The sequence below is a fragment of the Cellulomonas sp. PSBB021 genome (assembly GCF_002240455.1).
Classification (GTDB): Bacteria; Actinomycetota; Actinomycetes; order Actinomycetales; family Cellulomonadaceae; genus Cellulomonas; species Cellulomonas uda.
Map to the genome: position 1 here is coordinate 928,895 of NZ_CP021430.1, position 24,779 is coordinate 953,673.

The following is a 24,779-nucleotide window of genomic DNA, read 5'->3' on the forward strand; positions in this document are numbered from 1 at the left end:
ACGCCCATGACGCACCCTGACCCGCTCGCGTCGGGCCGGCTCCCGGCCGCGTTCATGACCCCGGGCTCGTCGTCGTTCGTCGACTTCCTCGCGGCTCACGCACCCTCGCTCCTGCCCGGCAACCGTCCGCTCGTCGGGGCCGAGCAGGTCCACGCGCCGCACGGCACGACGATCGTGTCGGTCGTGTGCTCGGGCGGCATCGTGATGGCGGGCGACCGTCGCGCGACGATGGGCTCGATGATCGCGAGCCGCGAGATCGAGAAGGTGTTCCCGGCCGACGAGTACTCGGCGGTCGGCATCGCCGGGACCGCGGGCCTCGCGGTCGAGCTCGTCCGGCTGTTCCAGCTCGAGCTCGAGCACTACGAGAAGATCGAGGGCAGCCTCCTGTCCCTCGACGGCAAGGCGAACCGGCTGTCGACGATGATCCGCGGCAACCTGGGCCTGGCGCTGCAGGGCCTGGCCGTCGTGCCGCTGTTCGGCGGGTTCGACCTCGAGCGCGGCATCGGCCGGATCTTCTCGTACGACGTGACGGGCGGCCGGTACGAGGAGCACGACCACCACGCGGTCGGGTCGGGCTCGGTGTTCGCGCGCGGCTCGTTGAAGAAGCTGTGGCGGCCCGGGCTGGCGCCGGCCGAGGCGGTGCGCGTCGCGGTCGAGGCGCTCGTCGACGCCGCGGACGACGACTCCGCGACCGGCGGTCCGGACACGACCCGCCGCATCTGGCCGGTCGTCGCGACCGTGACCGAGTCCGGCTACCTGCGGGTGCCGGACGCCGAGCTCGAGCAGGTCGCCGAGGCCGTCGTCGCGGAACGCCGCGCACTGCACGCACGAGGGGGTGAGCGCGCGTGAGCATGCCGTTCTACGTCTCGCCCGAGCAGCTCATGAAGGACCGCGCGGACTACGCGCGCAAGGGCATCGCGCGCGGGCGCAGCGTCGTCGTGGTCCAGTACGACGAGGGCATCGCGTTCGCGACCGAGAACGCGTCACGCGCGCTGCACAAGGTCTCGGAGATCTACGACCGCATCGCGTTCGCGGCGGTCGGCAAGTACAACGAGTTCGAGAACCTGCGCGTCGCGGGTGTGCGGTACGCCGACCTGCGCGGGTACTCCTACGACCGCGAGGACGTCACGGCCCGCGCGCTCGCCAACGCGTACACCCAGACGCTCGGCACGGTGTTCACCACCGAGTCGAAGCCGCTCGAGGTCGAGCTCGTCGTCGCCGAGGTGGGCCGCACCGCGGAGGGCGACCAGATCTACCGCCTGACGTACGACGGCTCGGTCGCCGACGAGCACGGCTGGGTGGTCATGGGTGGGCAGGCCGAGCGGCTGGGCACGCTCGTGGGCGACGCGTGGCGGCCGGGGATGACGCTGCCGCAGGTGCTGCAGCTCGCGGTGCGTGCGCTGGGCTCGCCGGCCGACGACGGCGGCGAGCAGCGCGCGATCCCCGCGGCACAGCTCGAGGTCGCCGTGCTGGACCGGACCCGTCCGCGCCGCGCGTTCCGCCGCCTGGCGGGGCCGCTGCTGGAGGACCTGCTGGAGGGCTGATGGACAAGCGGATCTTCGGCCTCGAGACGGAGTACGGCGTCACGTGCGCCGCGACGGACGGGCGGGGGCTGTCGGCCGACGAGGTCGCGCGGTACCTGTTCCGCAAGGTCGTGGCGTGGGGACGCTCGTCGAACGTGTTCCTGCGCAACGGGTCGCGGCTGTACCTGGACGTGGGCTCGCACCCCGAGTACGCGACCGCGGAGTGCGACGACGTGCGCCAGCTCGTCACGCACGACCGTGCGGGTGAGCGCATCCTCGAGGGGCTCGTCGCGGACGCGCAGCAGCGGCTCGAGCACGAGGGGCTGCCGGGCACCATCCACCTGTTCAAGAACAACACCGACTCGGCCGGCAACTCCTACGGCTGCCACGAGAACTACCTCGTTCGTCGGCAGGGCGACTTCGCGCGGCTGTCGGACGTGCTGGTCCCGTTCCTCATCACACGCCAGGTGCTGACGGGCGCGGGCAAGGTCCTCGCGACCCCGCGCGGCGCGGTGTACTGCCTGTCGCAGCGCGCCGACCACATCTGGGAGGCCGTCTCGAGCGCGACCACGCGTTCGCGCCCCATCATCAACACGCGCGACGAGCCGCACGCGGACGCCGAGCACTTCCGGCGCCTGCACGTGATCGTCGGCGACTCCTCGATGTCGGAGTCCACGACGATGCTCAAGGTCGGTGCGACCGACCTCGTCCTGCGCCTCATCGAGGCCGGCATCCCGATCCGTGACCTGTCGCTCGAGAACCCGATCCGCGCGATCCGCGAGATCAGCCACGACATGACGGGCGCCGCACCGGTCACGCTCGCGAACGGGCGCACGGTCACCGCGCTCGACCTGCAGGAGGAGTACCTGGCGCGCGTCAGCGACTTCGTCGCGCAGCGCGGCGGCGGGTCGCCGCAGGACAAGCAGGTCCTCGAGCTGTGGGGTCGCGGGCTGCACGCGCTGCGCACGGGCGACCTGTCGCTCGTCGAGCGCGAGCTCGACTGGGTGATCAAGTACCGGCTGATCGAGCGCTACCGGGCGAAGCACGACCTGCCGCTGTCGGACGTGCGGGTGCAACGGCTCGACCTGGCCTACCACGACATCTCGCGCACCGAGGGTCTGTACAACCTGCTGGCGGCCAAGGGGCTCGTCGAGCGGCTGACGACCGACCTCGAGGTGTTCGAGGCGACGAGCGTCCCGCCGCAGACGACGCGCGCCAAGCTGCGCGGCGACTTCGTGCGTGCCGCGCAGGAGGCGCGTCGTGACTACACGGTCGACTGGGTGCACCTCAAGCTCAACGACCAGGCGCAGCGCACCGTGCTGTGCAAGGACCCGTTCCGCAACGTCGACGAGCGCGTCGAGAGGCTCATCGAGTCGATGTGACGTGCCGCGCGCTGGTCTGGCCCGCAGGGTGGACGCCGTAGAGTGTCGGCCGGCCACCGCCGGGTGAGCCGCGGGCGCAACGCGGTGGCAGCAGGGGCGGCAGGGGCTGCTGGGCACTGCAGGGGACGGGCGACGACGAGAGGACGACGGCAGGTGCGAGGACTGCGAGGCGCACTGGCCGCCGCGTGCGTGGCGACGCTCGCCCTGGCCGGGTGCTCGGACCCCGAGCAGGTCCCGCCGGACGTCGTCGTCACGGGTGACGCGGGTGTCGCGCCCACGCTGACGTACGTCGCACCGCTGCAGGTCACCGACACGTACCGCGAGACCGTGTGGCAGGGGACCGGACCCGCGCTCGTCGACGGCGACCCCATCCTCATCGACTACTGGCTCGAGAACGCCTCGGACGCGACGCTCGTGCGCGACAGCTTCTCGGGCAGCCCCCGCTCGCAGGTCCTCACGCGCGCCGACCTGGGCGCGGACCTGTACGAGACGCTCAGCGGTCAACGCGTCGGGGCGCGGCTGTTGCAGGTCGCGCCCGCGTCGGAGCGCGGTGACGAGTACCCGACCGCGACGGTCGTCGACGTGCTGCCGACCCGCGCGGAGGGCAGCGCGGTCGAGCCGCTCGAGGGGTTCCCGGCGGTGGGCGAGACGAAGAGCGGCGCGCCGACGTTCACGCCCGTGGAGTCCAAGCCGCCGGCGACCCTGCGCGTGCAGCCCGTGCTGCGGGGCACCGGTCGCCAGGTGGTCGCGAGCGACACGGTGACCGTGCAGTTCACCGGCTGGGCGTGGACGACGGGCGAGGAGTTCGACTCGACGTGGTCGTCGGGCGGCCTGCCCCTGTCGTTCTCGCTGCAGGACGTGCCGGCGTGGCAGGAGGGCCTCGTCGACCAGCCGGTCGGCAGCCGCGTCATGCTCATCGTGCCGCCGTCGTACGCGCTCGGTGTGACCCAGAGCGAGGAGCTCTCGGGTCAGACCGTCGTGTTCGTCGTGGACATCCTCAACGCCCGCACCCCCGGAGGGACCGCCCCGTGAGCCTCGCCCTGCGCGTCATCCCGTGCCTCGACGTCGACGCCGGCCGCGTCGTCAAGGGCGTGAACTTCGAGAACCTGCGCGACGCGGGTGACCCGGTCGAGCTCGCGCACCGGTACGACGCGGAGGGTGCCGACGAGCTGACGTTCCTGGACGTGTCCGCCTCGTCGGGCAACCGCGAGACGACGTACGACGTGGTGCGCAGGACGGCCGAGGAGGTGTTCGTCCCGCTGACCGTGGGCGGGGGCGTGCGCTCGGCCGACGACGTGGACCGGCTGCTGCGCGCGGGCGCGGACAAGGTCGGGGTGAACACCGCGGCGATCGCCCGCCCCGAGCTCATCGGCGAGATCGCCGACCGGTTCGGCTCGCAGGTGCTCGTGCTGTCGGTCGACGCGCGGCGGGTGACCGGTGACGTGCGTACGGACTCGGGGTACGAGGTCACCACGCACGGCGGCCGGCGCGGCACCGGGATCGACGCGGTCGCGTGGGCCGCGCGCGCCGCGGAGCTGGGCGCGGGGGAGATCCTGCTCAACTCGATGGACGCCGACGGCACCACGTCGGGCTTCGACCTCGAGATGCTGCGTGACGTGCGGGCCCAGGTCCGGGTGCCGCTCATCGCGAGCGGCGGGGCGGGCACGCCGCAGCACTTCGTCGAGGCCGCGCGGGCGGGTGCCGACGCGGTGCTCGCCGCGAGCGTGTTCCACTTCGGCACGCTCACGGTCGGTGACGTGAAGCAGGCGCTGCGCGAGGCGGGCATCACCGTCCGCTGACGCGTCGGGGCGCGCGGACGCCGGGTCGTCAGGGGAGCGGGAGCGCCCGCGCGAGCGCGGCGACGTCCGCCTCCTCGCCCTGCACGACGAGGTCCGTCGCGGCACCGCGTCCCGAGACCCACAGCAGCAGGTCGCCCGCGCCGCCCCGGACGACGACCGTGCCGTGGTCGCCGCGCGGCTTGCGCACCCGGGCGCGCGGGCCGTCGGGGCGCACCAGGACGAGCCCGACGGGGACGCGCAGCGTGCGGGCGCGGGCGAACCGGGTCGCGTCGTGCCACAGCGCGTCGACGAGGGCGGGGTCCAGCGGGCGTTCGTGCGCCACGCCGTCGCCGCGGCGCACGTCCTCGCCGTGCACGTAGAGCTCGACCCGGTTCGCGGCGTCGCCCGCGAGGGCCAGGGGGTGCCAGCGTGACGGCCCCGCCTCGACGCGGTCGACGAGCGCGGCGTAGCCGGCGTCGTCCGTCGCGGTGTCGGCGAGCTCGGCGACCGCGCGCTCGGCCACATCCGTGAGTCGCGGCGCGGCGATCCCGAGGCCGACGCGCGCCGAGCTCTCACGCAGCACGACGTGCGCCGCCAGGTGCCGGGCCTGCCATCCCTCGCACAGCGTCGGCGCGTCCGGCGGGACGGCCCGCAGGGCCTCGACGAGGTCGGCGCGCAGCACGGGATGCCAGGTCATGCGCGTCATCGTGCCACCGGTCCGGGCGCCTCGCGTGGTGAGCGTCGCCCCGGGCAAGCTGTCGGACGTCCGTGAGACGATGACCGTCCCCCTCCTCCCCACCGGAAGGTCTTCGCCATGCCTGCGCCCCGCTCGTCGTCGACGCCGACGCAGTCCGGGGCGATGCGCCTGACGGGGTCGACCTCGCGGCGTGCGGTCACGCTCGTCTGGCGGGGGATGCGGGCTCACCCGTGGACGTACGTCGCCGCCGTGGGCACGTCGGCGGTGTTCGGTGCCACCACGGTCGTGCTCAGCCGCGCCCTCGGCTGGGCGACGGACGACGTGGTGGTCCCCGCGCTCGCCGGCGACGAGGCCGCGCAGGGGCGCATCTGGTGGGCGGGCGGCGTCGTCGCGCTCGTCGCGGTGACCCTCGCGCTCGGTGTCGCGGGCCGGCGCATCTTCGCCGGCATCGGCTACGCGCAGATCCAGGAGGACCACCGCCTGCGCGTCACCCGCCAGTACCTGCGGCTGCCCATGTCGTGGCACCGCCGGCACCCGACGGGCCAGCTGCTGTCCAACGCAGGTGCGGACGTCGAGGCCGCGACGTCGGTGTTCAACCCGTTGCCGTTCGCGCTCGGCGTCGTGGTGATGCTCGTCGTCGCGACCGTCGCGCTGCTGCGCACCGACGTGTGGCTCGCGCTGGCGGCGCTCCTGGTCGTGCCCCTCGCGATCGTCGCGAACGCCTGGTTCCAGCGCCGCATGTCGCCCGCGATCACGCACGCGCAGCAGCTGCGTGCCGAGGTCGCGGACGTCGCGCACGAGAGCTTCGAGGCCGCGCTGCTGGTCACGTCGCTCGGCACGCAGGCGCGTGAGGAGCGGCGCTTCGCGGAGCGGTCCGGCGCGCTCGCCGACGCGAACGTGCGGGTCGGCGTGGTGCGTGCGTTCTTCGACCCGGTGATCGACCTGCTGCCGAACGTCGGGACGCTCGCGGTCCTCGTCGTCGGGACGTGGCGCGTCGCCGAGGGCGACATCGGCACGGGCGACGTGGTCGCCGCGGCGTACCTCCTGACGCTGCTCGCGGTACCGGTCCGCGCGTTCGGCTGGGTGCTGGGCGAGGTGCCCCGCGCGCTCGTCGGCTACGACCGTGTCGCGCGCGTGGTCGACAGCCGTGGCGCGCTGCCCGAGGGCGACGCCCCCTGGGCCGGCACCGGCGCGGGCGCGCGCGTGACGTTCGACCACGTGACGCGGCGCGTGGAGACCGCTCAGGGACCGCTCACGCTCGTGGACGACGTCGACCTCGACGTCGAGCCCGGGCGGGTGGTCGCGGTCGTCGGCCCGACGGGTGCGGGCAAGACGAGCCTGGTCGCGCTCGTGTCACGGCTCGCGGACCCGGACGTCGGCGCGGTGCGCGTCGACGGGGTGGATCTGCGGGACCTGGCGCCCGACGCGCTGGCCGCGCACGTCGCGCTCGTCGCGCAGCACGCGTTCGTGTTCGAGGACACCGTGCGTGGCAACGTGACGCTCGCGGACGCCGACGACCCCGCGGCGCCCTCCGACGACGAGGTGTGGGACGCGCTGCGCGTCGCGCGCGTCGACGGCGTGGTCCGCGAGCTGCCCGGCGGGCTCGACGCGCACCTCGGTGAGCGCGGCGCGAACCTGTCCGGCGGCCAGCGGCAGCGGCTCGCGCTCGCGCGTGCGCTCGTGCGCCGGCCGCGTGTGCTAGTCCTCGACGACGCGACCTCTGCCGTCGACCCCCGGGTCGAGCTGGAGATCCTGCGCGGGCTGCGCGGCGCGGCCGGCAGTCAGGGACCGACCGTCCTGCTGGTGGCGTACCGCATGTCCTCGGTGCTGCTGGCCGACGAGGTCGTGCACCTCGACGGCGGGCGGGTCCTCGACCGCGGGACGCACGCGGAGCTGCTGGCGCGCGACCCGGGCTACCGCGACCTCGCGACCGCGTACGAGCGCGAGAGCGAGCGGCGCGCCGCGCAGGACTGGGACGACGCACCCGACGACGAGCAGGGTGACGGCCGGTCGGCACCGGCTCCCAGACGGGACGAGCTCGACGAGGTGGACGCACGATGACGACGGCTCAGGCTGACGGCCCGACGCGCGGGCACGCGATGGCGCCCGCCTCCACGCTGGGCGTGCTCGCGACCCTGCGGCGCGGCGTCGAGGTCTCGCCGCGCCTCGTCGAGGGGCTCGGCCTGACCGTCGTGCTCGCGACGTTCGCGGCCGTGGGCCGGGTGCTCGTGCCCGTGGCCGTGCAGCAGACGATCGACACGGGCATCCTCGCCGAGGGTGGTCCGGACGTCCGGCGGGTCGCGGTGCTCGCGGCCGTCGCGGCGCTCGGGCTCGTGCTCGGTGCCCTGTGCTCGGCGGCGGTGAACATCCGCCTGTTCCGCTCGAGCGAGGCCGGCCTGCTGCAGCTGCGCACGCGCGCGTTCCGGCACGTGCACGACCTGTCGGTGCTCACCCGCGGCACGGAGCGCCGGGGCAGCCTCGTCTCGCGGGTCACCTCGGACGTCGACACGATCTCGCTGTTCGTGCAGTGGGGCGGGATCATGCTGCTCGTCTCGGTGCTGCAGATCATCGTCGCGACCGTGCTCATGGCGGTCTACTCGTGGCAGCTCGCGCTTCTGGTCTGGCTCGGCTTCGTGCCGCTCGTCATCGCGCTGCAGCCGCTGCAGAAGCGCGTGAACGCGCGCTACTCGACCGTGCGCGAGAAGTACGGCGCGATGCTCGGTGCGGTGTCCGAGTCCGTCGTCGGGGCCGAGACGATCCGTGCGTACGGCGTCGCGGCGCGCACGCAGCGGGCGACCGACGCCGCGATCCGAGCGACACGGCGCGCGATGGTGCGGGCGCAGACCCTCGTCGCGGCGGTGTTCTCCTCGGGTGTCCTGACCGCCAACCTCGTGCTCGCTGTCGTCGTCGTCGCCGGCACGTCGCTCGGCGTCGCGGGGGACCTGACGCCGGGCCGGCTGCTCGCGTTCCTGTTCCTCGTGCAGCTGTTCACCGGGCCGGTGCAGATGGCCACGGAGATCCTCAACGAGCTGCAGAACGCGGTCGCGGGCTGGCGGCGCGTGCTCGGCGTGCTCGAGACGCCCGTCGAGATCGCGGACCCGGTCGACGGCGCGACGAGCGCGCGCGGTCCCGCGCACGTCGAGCTGCGCGGCGTGGGCTTCGCGTACCCGGACGGCCCGCCGGTGCTGCACGGCGTGGACGTGACCGTCCCCGCGGGGACGTCGCTCGCCGTGGTCGGTGCCACCGGCTCGGGCAAGACGACGATCGCGCGGCTCGTCGCGCGGCTCGTCGACCCGACGCACGGCCAGGTGCTGCTCGACGGCACGGACCTGCGCGCCGTGCGGCACGCCGACCTGCGCCGCCGCGTCGTGCTGGTGCCGCAGGAAGGGTTCCTGTTCGACGGGACCCTCGCGGAGAACATCGCGTACGGCCTGCGTCGCGACGACGACCCCGCGTGGGCGCCGCCGGCCGACGACCCCCGCGTGCGGGACGCCGTCGACGCGCTCGGGCTCGGGCCCTGGGTCGACGAGCTGGGCGCCGGGCTCGGCACGCCCGTCGGACAGCGCGGCGAGTCCCTGTCGGCGGGTGAGCGCCAGCTCGTCGCGCTCGCGCGGGCGTACCTCGCCGACGCCGACCTGCTGCTGCTCGACGAGGCGACCTCGGCGGTCGACCCGGCCACCGAGGTGCGGCTCGCGCGCGCGCTCGCCGGCCTGACGGCGGGGCGCACGACCATCACGATCGCGCACCGGCTGTCGACGGCCGAGGCCGCGGACGCCGTGCTCGTCGTCGACTCGGGGCGGGTGGTCGAGCACGGCCCGCACGACGCGCTGCTCGTCGCCGGCGGGCTGTACGCGACCATGCACGGGGCGTGGGTCTCGCAGACGCGCTGACGCGTCCCGACGCCCGTGGACGCACAGCCGACGGCGTGCGGCGCGGTGGACGCGGCCCCGGGCCGCAGGCCCGGGCGTGGCAGGATTCTCCGGTGCCCACCCTGGACCCCGCAGTCGCGTCGCGTCTCAAGCGCGACGACCACGGCCTCGTCGCCGCGATCGTGCAGCAGCACGACACGCGCGAGGTGCTCATGCTCGGCTGGATGGACGACGAGGCGCTGCGCCGCACGCTCACGTCCGGTCGCGTGACCTTCTGGTCCCGCTCGCGCCAGGAGTACTGGCGCAAGGGCGACACGTCCGGCCACGTGCAGCACGTGCGGGGGGTGCGCATCGACTGCGACGGCGACGCGCTGCTCGTCGAGGTCGACCAGGTCGGCGCCGCGTGCCACACCGGCGCGCGCACGTGCTTCGAGGCGGGTGGCCCGCTGCCCGTGACGGTCGACGAGGCGGAGGACGGCCGATGAGCGCCGGGACGCCGCCGACGCCGGACATCGCCCCGCAGGTCCCGTGGGGCACCACCTGGCCGACGCTCGACGGTTTCCGTGACCTCGCGCGCGACCGGCGCGTGGTGCCGGTCGTGCGCCGTCTGCTCGCGGACGACGTGACGCCGGTCGGCCTCTACCGCACGCTCGCGGCCGGGCGCCCCGGCACGTTCGTCCTCGAGTCCGCCGAGGCGGACGGGACGTGGGCGCGCTGGTCGTTCGTCGGCGTGCGGTCCCGCGCCACGCTGACGGTGCGCGACGGCCAGGCGGTGTGGACGGGCGACGTCCCGGTCGGTGTCCCGACGAGCGGCGATGTGCTCGACGTCCTCGGAGACACCCTCGACGTGCTGCGCACACCGGTCCTGCCCGGCCTGCCGCCGCTGACCGGTGGGCTCGTCGGCGCGCTCGGGTGGGACGTGGTGCACCACTGGGAGCCGACGCTGCCGCGCAAGGCCCCGAGGAGCTGGACGTCCCCGAGGTCACGCTGCTGCTCGCGACCGATCTCGCGGTCGTCGACCACCAGGACGGGTCGGTGTGGCTCGTGGCGAACGCCATCAACTTCGACGACACCGACGAGCGCGTCGACGAGGCGTACGCGGACGCGGTGGCGCGGCTCGACGCGATGCAGGGCTCGCTGCTGCACCCGGCGCCGTCCGCGGTCGCCGTGCTCACCGACGCACCCGAGCCCGAGCTGCGGTTCCGCACGACGCGCGAGGAGTTCGACCAGGCCGTGCGCTTCGGCAAGGACGCGATCCGCGACGGCGAGGTGTTCCAGGTCGTCATCTCCCAGCGCCTCGACCTCGACTGCCCGGCCGAGCCGCTCGACGTGTACCGCGTGCTGCGCACCATCAACCCCAGCCCGTACATGTACTACCTGCAGCTGCAGGACGCGGACGGGCACGACTTCGCGGTCGTCGGGTCGAGCCCCGAGACGCTCGTCAAGGTCGACGACGGGCACGTCACGACGTTCCCGATCGCCGGCTCACGGCCGCGCGGCGCGACGCCGGAGGAGGACCGCGCGCTGGCCGACGAGGTGCTCGCCGACCCCAAGGAGCGCGCGGAGCACATCATGCTCGTCGACCTCTCGCGCAACGACATGGTCAAGGTGTGCGAGCCGACGAGCGTCGAGGTTGTGGAGTTCATGGCGGTGCGCCGGTTCTCGCACATCATGCACATCACCTCCACGGTCGTCGGGCGCCTGCGTGCCGGGGCGACCGCGCTGGCCACCCTCATGGCGACGTTCCCGGCGGGCACGCTCTCGGGCGCGCCCAAGCCCCGGGCGATCGCGCTCATCGACGAGGTCGAGCCGGCCCGCCGCGGCATCTACGGCGGGACGGTCGGGTACTTCGACTTCGCGGGCAACATGGACATGGCCATCGCGATCCGCACCGCGCTGATCCGCGACGGGCGCGCGTCCGTGCAGGCCGGCGGCGGGATCGTCGCGGACTCCGTGCCCGAGCTCGAGTACCTCGAGTCCCGGAACAAGGCGCAGGCCGCGGTGCGCGCCGTCCAGATCGCGTCCCGCCTGCGACGCGCGGATGTCTGACCGTCCCCGTCGTCCGGGCCGCGGGCGCGCCGCCGTGCTCCTGCTGCTCGCGGCCGCGCTGACCGGTCTCACCGCGCTCGTCCCGTGGCTCACCGTCGAGACCGTGACCGTGCTCGGCGAGCCCCGCACCGTCACGGTCGCCGGCTCGTCGGCCGCGCCGTCGCTCGTCGCGGTCACGCTCGTGCTGCTCGCGGCCGCGGGTGCCGCCGCGCTCGTCGGGCGCGCCGGACGGTGGGTCGTGGTGGGCGTGGTCGCGCTGGCCGGTGCGCTCGTCGTCGTCGACGGCGTCGGGGTGCTGCGGTCGCCCGGTTCTGCGGCCGCCCCGAGCGTCGCCGACGAGCTCGGGGTCGAGCGCGTGGTCGAGGACGTCGCGGTCTCGGCCTGGCCGTGGGTCGCGGTGGTCGTCGGGGTGCTGGTCGTGCTGCTCGCGGTCTGGCTCGCGCGGGCGAGCGCCTCGTGGGCCGTCGGCCGCCGCCACGAGGGCGCGTCGACGACCGTGCCCGCCGGCGGTGCCGCGCCCGCGCCGCTCGACGAGCGTGACCAGTGGGACGCGCTGACCCGCGGCGACGACCCGACCGACGCTCCGGACGGGCCCGGGCGGCAAGGCCCCTGACGCCGCGCGGCGGGCCTCGTCGCGTGGTCCGCACGCCTCCGCCGGGTGACTGCCGGGCTGTGGTCCGCGTCGCAGCGGACGTGCCGGGGCGCGAGGTCGGGCGCACGCTAGGGTGAGCGGCGAACCTCGTACGGAAGGGTCGACGATGGCCGACAACACCCTGGCGCACCGCGCGCAGAACCCCACGACCACCGAGGCGGTGCACCTGCCGCCGACGGCCCCGCCGACGAACCACGGCCACACCGTGGCGGCCTGGACCACCACGTGGGTCGTGGTCGGTGGTGCCGTCATCGCCGCGCTGGCGATGGTCTTCGCGCAGGTGTGGCTCTTCTGGGTCGGTCTCGGTGTGTGCCTGCTCGGCCTGGTCGGCGGCAAGGTCCTCCAGGTCCTCGGCTACGGGCAGGGCGGTGCCGCGACGCTCGCTCGCCAGAAGGCGCGCGGGGGCCACTGACCCGATGAGCTCCTCCGTGCCGCCCGCGCCCGACGAGCCGCGCGACCCGTCCGAGCCGCTCGAGCCGTCCGCGCCCGCCGAGCCGGGTGCGCACGCGCCGTCGTCGGCGCAGGAGGGCGGCGGCACGGCCGCGAGCGAGCCGGACGCGACGGGGTACACCCCGCCGTCGTACGAGGCCCCGCCCGCGTACGTCGCGCGGCCGGCCTACGAACCGCCCGCGACGTTCGGCGTGCCCTCGGGCGCGACCCCCGCGTCCGCGGCATCGCCCTCGTCGTCCGACGAGCCCGATGGCCCCGCCGAGGGCACGCCGGCAGGGAGCACGCCGGACGCGGGCACGCCGGCCGTGAGCGCGCCCGTCCCCCCGGCTGCGCAGTCGGACGGGCCGGAGGTACCGCTGTACGGCACGCCGCCGGAGCCCGCGGACAACCCCTATGCGGCCCCGCCCGCGTACGGCACGCCGCCGGCCGCACCGCCCGCCTACGGCACGCCGCCGGCCGCACCGCCCGCCTACGGCGGCGCACCCTCCTACGGCACCCCGCCGGCGGGCCCCGCGTACGGTGCGTCGCAGGGCCCGTACGGGGCGTGGCCCACCGACCCCTACGCGACCCCGCCGCGGACGTCGAGCCCACAGGCGACCTGGTCGCTCGTGCTCGGGATCCTCGGCATCGTCCTGGCGTGCGGGTGCTCGTTCGTCGGCCTCGCCGCCGCGGTGCCCGCGATCCTGCTCGGCAACCGCGCCAAGTCGGACGCGGCGCGCGGCCTCGTCGTCGCGAACGTCTCGGCCGCGCGCGCGGGTGTGATCCTCGGCTGGGTGGGCGTGGGTCTCGCGCTCCTGCGCACGCTCGGCTACCTCGCCTCCTTCACCCAGAACTCGATGTAGCGGTCGCCATGGACGCGCCGGTCGTCGATCCCCACGTCGCCGCGACACCCGCTCCGGCGCGTCGTCAGCGCGCCTGGCGGGGGCCCGCGCTGGCCGCCGGGGTCGTGCTCGTCGGGACCGCCGCCGTCGCGTTGCGGGACCCGCACGTGTCCGGGAGCTACGGGTACTGCCCGCTCTACGCGGCCACGGGCCTGTTCTGCCCGGCCTGCGGCGGGCTGCGCGCGACGCACGACCTCGCGCACGGCGACCTCGCGGCCGCGTGGTCCATGAACCCGCTGTGGGTCGCTCTCGTCCCCGTCGTCGTGGCTCTGTGGGTCTGGTGGGCCGTGCGCGTCGCGCGCGGGCGGGCGGCGCCCCTGCTGCCGTCCTGGTCGGCGTGGCTGTTCCTCACGCTGCTCGCCGTGTTCGGCGTGCTGCGCAACCTGCCGGGCCTCGAGGCGCTCGCCCCCTGACCGCCTCGTCCTGCGCGGAGAACGGGGTCCGGCCTGGCAGAGTTACCCCAGCACGTCCGACACCCGCACCACGACCGACTGGAGCACCGCGATGAGCACGCCCGACCAGCCGACCGAGCCGCAGCAGCCGAGCGAGCCGGCGTCGCCGTACGCGCCCCCGCCCGCGGGGTCGTCGGGCGAGCAGACGTCGCAGCCCACGCCGGCCGCCGACCAGCCGCCGGTGTACGGGCAGCCGCCGGCCTACGGGCAGCCGCCCGCGGACCAGCCGCCCACGTACGGGCAGCCCCCGGCGTACGGCCAGCAGCCCTACGGCCAGGCTCCGGGATACGGCCAGCAGCCGTACGGGCAGGCTCCGGCGTACGGCCAGCAGCCGTACGGCCAGGCTCCCGCGTACGGCCAGCAGCCCTACGGCCAGGCTCCGGCGTACGGGGGGTACCCCGGGTACGCCCCGGGCGCCTACCCCAAGAACAGCCTCGGGGTGTGGTCGCTCGTGCTCGGCATCGCGAGCATCGTGCTGTGCGGCCTCTTCTCGGGCATCCCGGCGATCATCATCGGCAACAACGCGAAGCGCGCGGTCGCCGCGGGGGAGGCCGACAACGCCAGCCTCGCGACGGGGGGCGTGGCGACGGGCTGGATCGGCACGATCCTCTCCGTGGTCGGGGTCGCGTTCTTCCTGCTCCTCGTGATCGCGGCGCCCGACAGCACGGTCCGGACCTACTGACCACGCCCGCGGGGGACCCGGTCCACCAGTCGGGCCGTGGTCCGGGTCACTCCGCGGCGCCTCTACGATGACCGGGGGAGGGCCTCGCACGGCGGTGCGGCGGCGGGTCCACCCGGGACGCGAACGAGGGGTGTGGTGGCCATGAGCGTGCTCGACGAGATCGTCGCGGGGGTCCGGGAGGACCTCGCGGCCCGGGAGGCGCGCACTCCGCTCGCCGAGGTCAAGGAGCTCGCGGCGCGCCGCGAGTCGGCGGTCGACGCGGTGGCGCGTCTGCGCGTCGAGGACGCGGTGACCGTCATCGCCGAGGTGAAGCGCTCGAGCCCGTCGAAGGGTGCGCTCGCGCAGATCTCCGACCCGGCGGCGCTGGCGGCGGAGTACGAGAAGGGTGGCGCGGCCGCGATCTCGGTGCTGACCGAGGAGCGTCGCTTCAACGGCTCGCTCGCGGACCTCGACGCGGTACGGGCGCGGGTCGACATCCCGGTGCTGCGCAAGGACTTCATCGTCACGCCGTACCAGGTGTGGGAGGCGCGTGCGCACGGGGCGGACGTGTGCCTGCTCATCGTCGCGGCGCTCGAGCAGACCGTGCTCGAGTCGCTCGTCGAGCGGGTCCACTCGCTCGGGATGACGGCGCTGGTCGAGGTGCACGACGAGGACGAGGTCGCGCGCGCGGTCGACGCGGGCGCCCGGGTCATCGGCGTCAACGCCCGTGACCTGCGCTCGCTCGAGGTGGACCGCGGCACGTTCGCCCGCGTCGCGCCCCGGATCCCGTCCGACATCGTGAAGATCGCCGAGTCCGGCGTGCGCGGCCCGCACGACGTCGTCGACTACGCGCGCGCCGGCGCCGACGCGGTGCTCGTCGGCGAGGCCCTCGTGACGGACGACGCCCCGCGGCAGTCGGTCGCGGACCTCGTCGCGGCCGGCGCCCACCCGTCCCTGCGTGCGGTGCGCCAGTGACCGGCCTCGACAGCGGCCGTCCGCTGGTCCCCGGCCAGGAGCCCCGGCTCGGGTCGCTCGCGACGCACGTCGGCCCGTACTGGGGTGACTTCGGCGGGCGGTACGTGCCGGAGGCGCTCATCGCGGCGCTCGACGAGCTCGACACCGCCTATCACAAGGCGCTCGCCGACCCGGCGTTCGGTGCCGAGCTCGCGCGCCTGCACCGCACGTACACCGGACGCCCCAGCCCGCTGACGGAGGTGCCGCGGTTCGCGGCGCACGTCGGTGGCGGCGCCCGCGTGTTCCTCAAGCGTGAGGACCTCAACCACACCGGCTCGCACAAGATCAACAACGTGCTCGGCCAGGCGCTGCTCGTGAAGCGCCTGGGCAAGACGCGCGTGATCGCGGAGACGGGTGCCGGGCAGCACGGCGTCGCCACCGCGACCGCCGCGGCGCTCCTGGGCCTGGAGTGCACGGTGTACATGGGCGAGGAGGACACGCGCCGCCAGGCGCTCAACGTCGCCCGGATGCGGCTGCTCGGTGCCGAGGTCGTCCCGGTGACGATCGGCACGCGCACGCTGAAGGACGCGATCAACGAGGCGCTGCGCGACTGGGTCGCGAACGTCGAGACGACGCACTACCTGCTCGGCACGGTCACGGGCCCGCATCCGTTCCCGGAGATGGTGCGCGACTTCCACAAGGTCATCGGCGAGGAGGCGCGCGCCCAGCTGCTCGGCGAGATCGGGCGGCTGCCCGACGCCGTCGTCGCATGCGTGGGGGGCGGGTCGAACGCGATGGGGATCTTCAACGCGTTCCTGGACGACGCCGACGTGCGGCTGTTCGGCTTCGAGGCGGGCGGACGCGGCCTGGGCCCCGGCGACCACGCGGCGCGGTTCTCGGGCGGGGCCCCGGGCGTGCTGCACGGCGCGCGCTCGTACCTGCTGCAGGACGAGGACGGGCAGACCGTCCCCAGCCACTCGGTCTCCGCCGGCCTCGACTACCCGAGCGTCGGCCCCGAGCACTCGTGGCTGCACGACATCGGCCGCGCGACGTACCTGCCGGTCTCGGACGTCGAGGCCATGGACGCGTTCCGGCTGCTGTGCCGCACCGAGGGGATCATCCCCGCGATCGAGTCCGCGCACGCCCTGGCCGGCGCGATCCAGCTCGGTGCGCAGGCGGCGCAGTGGTCCGACGAGCCCGTGCTCCTGGTGAACCTGTCGGGGCGCGGCGACAAGGACGTGGCCACGGCCGCGCGGTGGTTCGGCCTGCTGGACGCGGGCGACGAGGGCGAGGGAGACCGGTGAGCGGCGGACGGACGACGAGCGCGGCACCCACGAGCGTGGCACCCACGAGCGTGGCACCCACGAGCGCGGGCGCCACGACGGGGCCGCTGCTCGACGGTCTCGCGGCCCAGGGGCGCGCGGCGCTCGTCGGCTACCTGCCGGTCGGCTACCCGTCGGTGGCCGGCTCGGTCGAGGCGGTGCGCACGATGGTCGACGCGGGTGCCGACGTCGTCGAGCTCGGCATGCCGTACACCGACCCCGTGATGGACGGCCCGGTCATCCAGCGCGCCGTCGACCACGCGCTGCGCGGCGGGACGCGCGTGCGCGACACGCTCACGGCCGTCGAGCAGGTCGCGGGCCGTGGCGCCCCGGTGCTCGTGATGACGTACTGGAACCTCGTGCTGCGCTACGGCGTCGAGGCGTTCGCACGCGACCTCGCGGCGGCGGGCGGCGCGGGCCTCATCACGCCGGACCTCGTGCCCGACGAGGCCGGCGCGTGGATCGCGGCATCCGACGAGCACGGTCTGGACCGGGTCTTCCTGGTCGCCCCCAGCTCGACGCCCGAGCGCCTCGCGAGCACGGTGGCCGCCTCCCGCGGCTTCGTCTACGCGGCCTCGACGATGGGGGTGACCGGGGAGCGCGCCACGGTCGGCTCGCGCGCCGAGCAGCTCGTCGCGGACACGCGCGCGGCGGGTGCGGACCGCGTGTGCGTCGGCCTGGGTGTCTCGCGTCCGGAGCAGGCGGCCCAGGTCGCCTCGTACGCCGACGGTGTGATCGTCGGCTCGGCACTTGTCCGCTCGCTGCTGGACGTGCCCGACGAGGCGACGGGTCTGGACCGGCTCGCGGAGGTCACGGCCGCCCTCGCCGCGGGGGTGCGCTCGGCCGAGCGTCCCGCCGGGGCGTCGCGGTGAGCGCCGCGTCGCTCGTCCTGGCCGCGCCCGCGGGCGGGCTCGTCGACGGCGTGCGCGCCGCGATCCCGAGCCCGTCGCAGGGCGTGTGGTACCTGGGGCCGCTGCCGCTGCGCGCGTACGCGATCGCGATCCTGCTGGGCATCGTCGCCGCGGTGCTCCTCACGCAGCGCCGGTGGGAGGAGCGCGGTGGCGACCGGGACCAGGTCGTCGAGATCGCGTTCTGGGCCGTGCCGTTCGGGATCGTCGGCGGCCGGATCTACCACCTGGTGACGTCGCCCGACGCGTACTTCGGCGAGGGCGGCGACCCGTGGAAGGCGTTCGCGATCTGGGAGGGCGGGCTCGGCATCTGGGGTGCCGTCGCGCTCGGTGCGGTCGGCGCGTGGATCGGGTGCCGGCGTCAGGGGGTGCGGCTCGCGCCGTTCGCTGACGCGCTCGCCCCCGGTCTGCTGGTCGCCCAGGCCATCGGGCGGCTCGGCAACTGGTTCAACCAGGAGCTGTTCGGCGGACCGACGACGCTGCCCTGGGGCCTGCGCGTCGACGACTCGGTCGCCGAGACGGCGGGGTACGCGGCGGGGACGCTGTTCCACCCGACGTTCCTGTACGAGCTGCTCTGGAACCTGGCCGGTGCCGCGCTGCTGGTGTGGGCGGACCGCAGGTTCCGTCTCGGGCACGGGCGCGTGTTCTGGTTGTACGTCGTCGTGTACACCACGGGCCGCGTCTGGATCGAGGCGCTGCGCATCGACCCTGCGCACGGCTTCCTCGGCCTGCGCCTCAACGTATGGACGTCCATCCTGGTGGGCGTCGGAGCGCTGGTAGCGTTCGTGGTGGTCGGGCGTCGGCATCCCGGACGCGACACGACCGTCCTGCTGGATCCGTCGCCGGAACCCTCCGAGCAGCAGATCTCCCAGCAGGAGGACGTCCCACAGGACGCGGGCACCGACTCGGCGACCGTCCCTGTGGACGACGAGGACGGTCATCCGGCCCGTTGACGACGGGACCGGACCGGCCCCGCACGTGGCCGATCTCTATGATCCGAGTCACACAGGGCGATGCGGCCACCCGTCGAGGCGGGTTGTATCGTCGCCCACCACAAGGGCCGACGACGTCCCGATCCCCCAAGTTCGTGCGAGCCCCGGTCCGGCCGGGGCACTGTGAGGACGGTAGCGATGACGTCGCCCAGCGGTCTGCCGAGCACGTCGCTCGACCACGCGGCGTACCCCCTGTACGACCCGTCGGCCGAGCACGACGCCTGCGGCTTCGCGTTCGTCGCGACGCTGCGCGGGACGCCCGGGCGCGACATCGTCGACGCCGGGCTGACCGCCCTGCTCAACCTGGACCACCGCGGCGCCGTGGGCGCCGAGGAGGACTCCGGTGACGGCGCCGGCATCCTCACCCAGATCCCCGACGCGTTCCTGCGGGACGTCGTCGACGCGGAGCTGCCCCCGGTCGGCTACTACGCGATCGGCATGGCGTTCCTGCCGCAGGACGAGGCCGAGCGCACCGCGGCGGTCGCCGCGATCGAGGCGGTCGCCGCCGAGGAGAAGCTCGACGTGCTGGCGTGGCGCGACGTCGTCGTGACCGCGGACCTGGTCGGTCCCACGGCGCGCGCGTCGATGCCGGTGTTCCGCCAGCTCGTCGTCGCGGACCCGTCACGCGAGCTCGCCGGCATCGACCTCGACCGTCGGGCGTACCGCCTGCGCAAGCGGGCCGAGCGTGAGCACGGGGTGTACTTCGCGTCGCTCTCGGCGCGCACGATCACCTACAAGGGCATGCTCACCACGGCGCAGCTCGAGCCGTTCTTCGCGGACCTGTCCGACCCGCGCTACGCCTCCGAGATCGCGCTGGTCCACTCACGGTTCTCGACGAACACGTTCCCGTCGTGGGAGCTCGCGCAGCCGTTCCGGATGATCGCGCACAACGGCGAGATCAACACCGTCCGCGGCAACCGCAACTGGATGGCGGCGCGCGAGGGCATGCTCGCGTCCGACGAGCTCGGCGACCTGACGCCGCTGCTGCCGGTGTGCACGCCCGGCGGCTCGGACTCCGGCAGCTTCGACGAGGTGCTCGAGCTGCTGCACCTGTCGGGCCGCTCGCTCCCGCACTCGGTGATGATGATGATCCCCGAGCCGTGGGAGAACCACGCGCAGATGGACCCCGCGACGCGGGCGTTCTTCGAGTACCACTCGACGCTGATGGAGCCGTGGGACGGCCCCGCCGCGATGACGTTCACCGACGGCACGCTCATCGGCGCGGTGCAGGACCGCAACGGTCTGCGTCCCGGTCGCTACTGGGTGACCGAGGACGGGCTCGTCGTGTGCGCGTCGGAGTCGGGCGTGCTCGACATCGACCCCGCGTCGGTCGTCGCCAAGGGGCGCCTCGAGCCGGGGCTGTTCTTCCTCGTCGACACCGGCCAGGGCCGGATCATCGCGGACGCCGAGGTGATGTCCCAGCTCGCCGCGCAGCGGCCGTACGCGCAGTGGGTCGAGGAGAACTCGGTCTACCTCGAGCAGCTCCCGGAGCGCGAGCACGTCGCGCACTCGGCCGCCTCGGTGCGCCGCCGCCAGCGCGCGTTCGGGTACACGGAGGAGGAGCTCAAGATCCTCCTGACGCCCATGGCGGCGACGGGCGCCGAGCCGCTCGGCGCGATGGGCTCGGACACGCCGGTCGCGGTGCTCTCGCAGCGCCCGCGGATGTTGTTCGACTACTTCACGCAGATGTTCGCGCAGGTGACGAACCCGCCGCTGGACGCGATCCGTGAGGAGCTCGTCACCGCGATCGGCGGCGCGATCGGCCCCGAGCCGAACCTGCTGGCCGACGGGCCCGAGCACGCGCGCAAGCTCGTCCTGCCGTTCCCGGTGCTGGACAACGACCAGCTCGCCAAGATCGTGCACGTCGACAAGGAGCCCCGGCACGGGTTCCGCACGACGACGATCCGCGGCCTGTACCGGGCGTCCGGCGGGGGAGCGGCGCTCGAGGCCCGCCTCGAGGAGATCTTCGCCGAGGTCGACCGCGCGGTCGCCGAGGGCGTGAGCTTCGTCGTGCTGTCCGACCGCAACTCGGACGCCGAGCTGGCGCCGATCCCGTCGCTGCTGCTCCTGAGCGCGGTGCACCACCACACGCTGCGCCGTCACACGCGCACGCAGATCTCGCTCGTCGTCGAGGCGGGCGACGTGCGCGAGGTGCACCACGTCGCGCTGCTCATCGGGTTCGGCGCGGCCGCGGTGAACCCCTACCTCGCGATGGAGACGGTCGAGGACCTGTCGCGGCACGGCTACCTCGGCGAGGTCACTCCCGAGAAGGCCGTCAAGAACCTCATCAAGGCGCTCGGCAAGGGCGTCCTGAAGGTCATGTCGAAGATGGGCATCTCGACCATCGCGTCCTACCGCGGTGCGCAGGTGTTCGAGGCGATCGGTCTGTCCCAGGCGCTCGTCGACCGGTACTTCACGGGCACGACGAGCCGACTCGGCGGCATCGGGCTGGACGTGATCGCGGCCGAGGTCGCCGCGCGGCACGCCGACGCGTACCCGGCGTCCGGCAACCGCCAGCCGCACCAGCGCCTCGCGGTCGGCGGCGAGTACCAGTGGCGTCGCGACGGCGAGGACCACCTGTTCGACCCGGAGACGGTCTTCCGCCTGCAGCACTCGACGCGCACGCGCCAGATGGACGTGTTCCGCCAGTACACGCAGCGCGTCGACGACCAGGCGAAGCGGCTGATGACGCTGCGCGGCCTGCTCGCCTTCAAGGAGGGTGTGCGCGAGCCCGTGCCGCTCGACGAGGTCGAGCCCGTCAGCGCGATCGTCAAGCGGTTCAGCACGGGCGCGATGTCCTACGGCTCGATCTCGGCCGAGGCGCACGAGACGCTCGCGATCGCCATGAACCGCCTCGGCGCGAAGTCCAACACGGGCGAGGGCGGCGAGGACCCGGAGCGGCTGCACGACCCCGAGCGGCGCTCCGCGATCAAGCAGATCGCCTCCGGCCGGTTCGGCGTGACGTCGGAGTACCTGACCAACGCGGACGACATCCAGATCAAGCTCGCCCAGGGTGCGAAGCCCGGCGAGGGCGGTCAGCTGCCGGGTCACAAGGTGTACCCGTGGGTCGCCAAGACGCGGCACTCGACGCCCGGCGTCGGACTCATCTCTCCGCCGCCGCACCACGACATCTACTCGATCGAGGACCTCGCGCAGCTCATCCACGACGCGAAGAACGCGAACCCGCGCGCCCGGATCCACACCAAGCTCGTCTCCGAGTTCGGCGTGGGCACGATCGCCGCGGGCGTCGCCAAGGCGCACTCGGACGTCATCCTCATCTCGGGTCATGACGGTGGCACGGGTGCGAGCCCGCTCACGTCGCTCAAGCACGCGGGGACGCCGTGGGAGATCGGCCTGGCCGAGACGCAGCAGACGCTCGTCCTCAACGACCTACGTGACCGCGTCGTCGTCCAGGTCGACGGGCAGCTCAAGACCGGCCGTGACGTCGTGATCGGCGCGCTGCTCGGCGCGGAGGAGTTCGGCTTCGCGACCGCTCCGCTCGTCGTGTCCGGCTGCGTCATGATGCGCGTCTGCCACCTCGACACCTGCCCGGTGGGCGTCGCGACGCAGAACCCGGAGCTGCGCGCGCGGTTCACGGGCAAGCCCGAGTTCGTCGAGGCGTTCTTCGAGTTCATCGCGACCGAGGTGCGCGAGCACCTGGCCGCGCTCGGTTTCCGCACGCTGGAGGAGGCAGTCGGCCACGTCGAGCTGCTCGAGACGCGCACGGCGATCGAGCACTGGAAGGCCGAGGGCCTCGACCTGGAGCCCGTGCTCGCGGTGCCTCAGCCCAAGCCGGGCTCGGCGCTGCACCACACCAAGAACCAGGACCACGGCCTGGAGCGCGCGCTCGACAACCGCCTCATCGCGCTGTCGGCGGACGCGCTCGAGCGCCGCGAGCCCGTGCGGATCTCGCTGCCCGTGCGCAACGTCAACCGCACGGTCGGCACGATGCTCGGGCACGAGGTCACGCGCCGCTTCGGCGGTGAGGGCCTGCCCGACGACACGATCGACGTCACGCTCACGGGGTCGGCCGGCCAGTCGTTCGGCGCGTTCGTCCCGCGGGGGATCACGCTGCGGCTGTTCGGCGACGCGAACGACTACGTCGGCAAGGGCCTGTCGGGTGGTCGCATCATCGTGCGGCCCGACCGCAGCGCGGTGCTCTCGTCCAGCCACAACGTGATCGCGGGCAACGTGATCGGCTACGGCGCGACGTCCGGCGAGGTGTTCCTGAGAGGCCTGACCGGCGAGCGGTTCGCGGTGCGCAACTCCGGCGCGACGCTCGTCGTCGAGGGTGTGGGCGACCACGCGTGCGAGTACATGACCGGCGGGACCGTGGTCGTGCTCGGACGCACGGGCCGCAACTTCGGCGCCGGCATGTCGGGTGGCACCGCGTACGTGGTCGACCTGCAGACCGAGCTCGTCAACACCGACGCGGTCCGCACGGGCGAGCTCTCCCTCGCGCCGCTCGACGACGAGGACGCCGCGGTCGTCGGCGACCTGCTGCACCGCTACGCCGAGGAGACCGGCTCGCCGGTCGCGGCCGAGCTGCTCGAGGGTGACTGGCGCTCGCGCTTCACCCGTGTCCTGCCCACCGAGTTCTCGCGCGTCCGGCGTGCGCTCGCGCAGGCCGAGGCCGACGGCCTCGACCCGACGGCGCCCGGCGTGTGGGACCAGATCCTGGAGGTGGCGCGTGGCTGACCCCCGTGGCTTCCTGAAGGTGCGCGAGCGCGAGCTCCCGCCGAACCGTCCCGTCGAGGTGCGCCTGCGCGACTGGAAGGACGTGCACGCCCACCTGCAGGACGGCCAGCCGTTCCTCAAGGAGCAGGCCGGCCGCTGCATGGACTGCGGCATCCCGTTCTGCCACAACGGCTGCCCGCTCGGGAACCTCATCCCCGAGTGGAACGACCTCGTGTGGCGCGGTCAGTGGGCGGACGCGATCCAGCGCCTGCACGCGACCAACAACTTCCCGGAGTTCACCGGGCGCATCTGCCCGGCGCCGTGCGAGTCGTCGTGCGTGCTGGGCATCAACCAGCCGCCCGTGACGATCAAGAACGTCGAGGTCTCGATCATCGACGAGGCCTTCGCGCGCGGGCTCGTGACGCCGCAGGTGCCGCAGCGCCTGACCGGTCACACGGTGGCGGTCGTCGGGTCCGGACCGGCGGGTCTGGCCGCCGCGCAGCAGCTCACACGCGCCGGTCACACCGTCGCGGTGTACGAGCGCGACGACGCCGTCGGCGGACTCCTGCGGTACGGCGTGCCCGACTTCAAGCTCGAGAAGGTCCACATCGACCGTCGCGTCGCGCAGATGGAGGCCGAGGGCACGCGGTTCCGGCCCAACGTCGAGATCGGCCGCGACGTGACGTGGGCGCAGCTGCAGGCCCGCTACGACGCGATCGTCATCGCCACCGGCGCGACCGTGCCGCGCGAGCTGCGCGTGCCGGGCACCGAGCTGGACGGCGTGATGTTCGCGATGGACTTCCTGCACCCGGCGAACGCCGCGGCGGCGGGCAGGACCGTCGAGGGTCAGGTCACGGCCGAGGGCAAGCACGTCGTCATCATCGGCGGCGGCGACACGGGCTCGGACTGCCTCGGCACCGCGCTGCGCCAGGGCGCCGCGTCGGTCACGACGCTCGCGATCGGCAAGAAGCCGCCGACGGACCGACCCGCGCACCAGCCGTGGCCCACCGACCCGATCCTGTTCGAGGTGTCGTCGTCGCACGAGGAGGGTGGCGAGCGCGCCTACCTCGCGTCGACGGTCGGCTTCCTGCCCGACGAGACGGGCACGCGCGTCGCGGGCCTGCGCCTGGCGACCACGGAGTACCTGCCCGACGGTCGCCGCGTCCCGACGGCCGGGACCGAGCGGGACATCCCGGCGGACCTCGTGCTGGTCGCGATGGGCTTCACCGGCCCCGAGACGCAGGCCGTCGTCGAGCAGCTCGGCGTCGAGATCACGCCGCGCGGCGCGTTCGCCCGGACCGACGACTTCGCGACCGCCGTGCCGGGCGTGTTCGTCGCGGGGGACGCGGGCCGCGGCCAGTCGCTCGTCGTGTGGGCGATCGCGGAGGGCCGCGCCGCGGCCGCCGCGGTGGACACGTACCTGTCCGGTGCGACCGAGCTGCCGCGCCCCGTCGAGGCCGACACGGTGGCGCTGCGACCCTGAACCCCACCCCCAGCCCGGCGAGTCGTCCAGACACGCCGGGTCCACTACC

20 protein-coding genes and 1 pseudogene are annotated in these 24,779 nt (G+C 74.1%); 20 read left to right on the plus strand and 1 reads right to left on the minus strand.

The features are described 5' to 3' along the window. Nucleotides 1-6: 6 nt before the first annotated feature. The 5 genes from prcB (at nt 7) to hisF (ending at nt 4,704) form a co-directional block, all read left to right on the plus strand. The gene (gene prcB / locus CBP52_RS04165; RefSeq protein ID WP_094179942.1) at nt 7-849 is read left to right on the plus strand and encodes a proteasome subunit beta; all 843 of its coding nucleotides are present in this window, start codon (nt 7-9) and stop codon (nt 847-849) included. Continuing rightward, a complete protein-coding gene (gene prcA / locus CBP52_RS04170) occupies nt 846-1,544 on the plus strand; it encodes a proteasome subunit alpha (protein ID WP_094179943.1) in 699 nt (232 codons plus the stop codon). The genes prcB and prcA overlap by 4 nt, the downstream gene beginning before the upstream one ends. Next, entirely contained in the window at nt 1,544-2,905 is a 1,362-nt protein-coding gene (gene pafA, locus CBP52_RS04175) for a Pup--protein ligase (protein ID WP_094179944.1), read from the plus strand. Before prcA ends, pafA begins: the two co-directional genes overlap by 1 nt. Before the next feature lie 153 nt (nt 2,906-3,058). Further along, nucleotides 3,059-3,937, plus strand: a complete 879-nt coding sequence (locus tag CBP52_RS04180; RefSeq protein WP_094179945.1) for an FKBP-type peptidyl-prolyl cis-trans isomerase — start codon at nt 3,059-3,061, stop codon at nt 3,935-3,937. Beyond that, nucleotides 3,934-4,704 (plus strand): imidazole glycerol phosphate synthase subunit HisF, encoded by a 771-nt coding sequence (gene hisF / locus CBP52_RS04185; protein WP_094179946.1) that lies wholly within the window; start codon nt 3,934-3,936, stop codon nt 4,702-4,704. Before CBP52_RS04180 ends, hisF begins: the two co-directional genes overlap by 4 nt. 28 nt (nt 4,705-4,732) lie before the next feature. Here hisF and CBP52_RS04190 read toward each other — a convergent pair whose 3' ends face one another. Then, nucleotides 4,733-5,380, minus strand: coding sequence for a TIGR03085 family metal-binding protein (locus CBP52_RS04190; protein ID WP_094182139.1), 648 nt, complete (start codon nt 5,378-5,380; stop codon nt 4,733-4,735). A 117-nt stretch (nt 5,381-5,497) separates the two neighbouring features. On the opposite strand from CBP52_RS04190, the gene CBP52_RS04195 reads away from it, so the two are divergent. From CBP52_RS04195 to CBP52_RS04265, 15 genes and pseudogenes are all read left to right on the plus strand, one after another. Next, a complete protein-coding gene (locus CBP52_RS04195; RefSeq protein WP_094179947.1) occupies nt 5,498-7,441 on the plus strand; it encodes an ABC transporter ATP-binding protein in 1,944 nt (647 codons plus the stop codon). Continuing rightward, nucleotides 7,438-9,270, plus strand: coding sequence for an ABC transporter ATP-binding protein (locus tag CBP52_RS04200; protein ID WP_094179948.1), 1,833 nt, complete (start codon nt 7,438-7,440; stop codon nt 9,268-9,270). The genes CBP52_RS04195 and CBP52_RS04200 overlap by 4 nt, the downstream gene beginning before the upstream one ends. A gap of 92 nt (nt 9,271-9,362) precedes the next feature. Next, the gene (gene hisI / locus CBP52_RS04205) at nt 9,363-9,734 is read left to right on the plus strand and encodes a phosphoribosyl-AMP cyclohydrolase (RefSeq protein WP_094179949.1); all 372 of its coding nucleotides are present in this window, start codon (nt 9,363-9,365) and stop codon (nt 9,732-9,734) included. Beyond that, nucleotides 9,731-11,298: pseudogene (locus CBP52_RS04210) on the plus strand (anthranilate synthase component I). Before hisI ends, CBP52_RS04210 begins: the two are co-directional and overlap by 4 nt. Then, on the plus strand, nt 11,291-11,911 hold the full coding sequence (locus CBP52_RS04215) for a Trp biosynthesis-associated membrane protein (RefSeq protein WP_094179950.1): 621 nt from the start codon (nt 11,291-11,293) through the stop codon (nt 11,909-11,911). The pseudogene CBP52_RS04210 and the gene CBP52_RS04215 overlap by 8 nt, the downstream one beginning before the upstream one ends. Nucleotides 11,912-12,056: 145 nt before the next feature. Next, nucleotides 12,057-12,362, plus strand: a complete 306-nt coding sequence (locus tag CBP52_RS04220; protein WP_094179951.1) for an HGxxPAAW family protein — start codon at nt 12,057-12,059, stop codon at nt 12,360-12,362. Nucleotides 12,363-12,366: 4 nt separating this feature from the next. Further along, nucleotides 12,367-13,242 carry a DUF4190 domain-containing protein gene (locus tag CBP52_RS17825; protein WP_198303524.1) on the plus strand — a complete coding sequence of 292 codons (876 nt, stop codon included), beginning with the start codon at nt 12,367-12,369 and terminating at the stop codon, nt 13,240-13,242. 8 nt (nt 13,243-13,250) lie between these two features. Further along, nucleotides 13,251-13,694 (plus strand): DUF2752 domain-containing protein, encoded by a 444-nt coding sequence (locus CBP52_RS04230; RefSeq protein ID WP_094179952.1) that lies wholly within the window; start codon nt 13,251-13,253, stop codon nt 13,692-13,694. 91 nt (nt 13,695-13,785) lie between these two features. Beyond that, nucleotides 13,786-14,415 (plus strand): DUF4190 domain-containing protein, encoded by a 630-nt coding sequence (locus tag CBP52_RS18550; RefSeq protein ID WP_094179953.1) that lies wholly within the window; start codon nt 13,786-13,788, stop codon nt 14,413-14,415. A gap of 141 nt (nt 14,416-14,556) precedes the next feature. Then, nucleotides 14,557-15,369, plus strand: a complete 813-nt coding sequence (gene trpC, locus CBP52_RS04240; RefSeq protein WP_094182141.1) for an indole-3-glycerol phosphate synthase TrpC — start codon at nt 14,557-14,559, stop codon at nt 15,367-15,369. Beyond that, nucleotides 15,366-16,652, plus strand: a complete 1,287-nt coding sequence (trpB, locus tag CBP52_RS04245; protein WP_094179954.1) for a tryptophan synthase subunit beta — start codon at nt 15,366-15,368, stop codon at nt 16,650-16,652. The genes trpC and trpB overlap by 4 nt, the downstream gene beginning before the upstream one ends. Nucleotides 16,653-16,687: 35 nt before the next feature. Beyond that, nucleotides 16,688-17,542, plus strand: a complete 855-nt coding sequence (gene trpA, locus CBP52_RS04250) for a tryptophan synthase subunit alpha (RefSeq protein ID WP_369826334.1) — start codon at nt 16,688-16,690, stop codon at nt 17,540-17,542. A 50-nt stretch (nt 17,543-17,592) separates the two neighbouring features. Continuing rightward, entirely contained in the window at nt 17,593-18,531 is a 939-nt protein-coding gene (gene lgt / locus CBP52_RS04255) for a prolipoprotein diacylglyceryl transferase (protein ID WP_198303572.1), read from the plus strand. A 177-nt stretch (nt 18,532-18,708) separates the two neighbouring features. Further along, on the plus strand, nt 18,709-23,268 hold the full coding sequence (gene gltB / locus CBP52_RS04260; RefSeq protein ID WP_094179955.1) for a glutamate synthase large subunit: 4,560 nt from the start codon (nt 18,709-18,711) through the stop codon (nt 23,266-23,268). Then, on the plus strand, nt 23,261-24,730 hold the full coding sequence (locus tag CBP52_RS04265) for a glutamate synthase subunit beta (RefSeq protein ID WP_094179956.1): 1,470 nt from the start codon (nt 23,261-23,263) through the stop codon (nt 24,728-24,730). The genes gltB and CBP52_RS04265 overlap by 8 nt, the downstream gene beginning before the upstream one ends. Nucleotides 24,731-24,779 lie beyond the last annotated feature (49 nt).

What these genes read in the sequence shown, in the direction of transcription:
- prcB (WP_094179942.1), top strand. Translation starts at nt 7, where the DNA reads ATGACGCACCCTGACCCGCTCGCGTCGGGCCGGCTCCCGGCCGCGTTC.
- pafA (WP_094179944.1), top strand. Translation starts at nt 1,544, where the DNA reads ATGGACAAGCGGATCTTCGGCCTCGAGACGGAGTACGGCGTCACGTGC.
- CBP52_RS04190 (WP_094182139.1), bottom strand. Translation starts at nt 5,380, where the DNA reads ATGACCTGGCATCCCGTGCTGCGCGCCGACCTCGTCGAGGCCCTGCGG.
- CBP52_RS04195 (WP_094179947.1), top strand. Translation starts at nt 5,498, where the DNA reads ATGCCTGCGCCCCGCTCGTCGTCGACGCCGACGCAGTCCGGGGCGATG.
- CBP52_RS04200 (WP_094179948.1), top strand. Translation starts at nt 7,438, where the DNA reads ATGACGACGGCTCAGGCTGACGGCCCGACGCGCGGGCACGCGATGGCG.
- CBP52_RS04215 (WP_094179950.1), top strand. Translation starts at nt 11,291, where the DNA reads ATGTCTGACCGTCCCCGTCGTCCGGGCCGCGGGCGCGCCGCCGTGCTC.
- CBP52_RS04220 (WP_094179951.1), top strand. Translation starts at nt 12,057, where the DNA reads ATGGCCGACAACACCCTGGCGCACCGCGCGCAGAACCCCACGACCACC.
- CBP52_RS17825 (WP_198303524.1), top strand. Translation starts at nt 12,367, where the DNA reads ATGAGCTCCTCCGTGCCGCCCGCGCCCGACGAGCCGCGCGACCCGTCC.
- CBP52_RS04230 (WP_094179952.1), top strand. Translation starts at nt 13,251, where the DNA reads ATGGACGCGCCGGTCGTCGATCCCCACGTCGCCGCGACACCCGCTCCG.
- CBP52_RS18550 (WP_094179953.1), top strand. Translation starts at nt 13,786, where the DNA reads ATGAGCACGCCCGACCAGCCGACCGAGCCGCAGCAGCCGAGCGAGCCG.
- trpC (WP_094182141.1), top strand. Translation starts at nt 14,557, where the DNA reads ATGAGCGTGCTCGACGAGATCGTCGCGGGGGTCCGGGAGGACCTCGCG.
- gltB (WP_094179955.1), top strand. Translation starts at nt 18,709, where the DNA reads ATGACGTCGCCCAGCGGTCTGCCGAGCACGTCGCTCGACCACGCGGCG.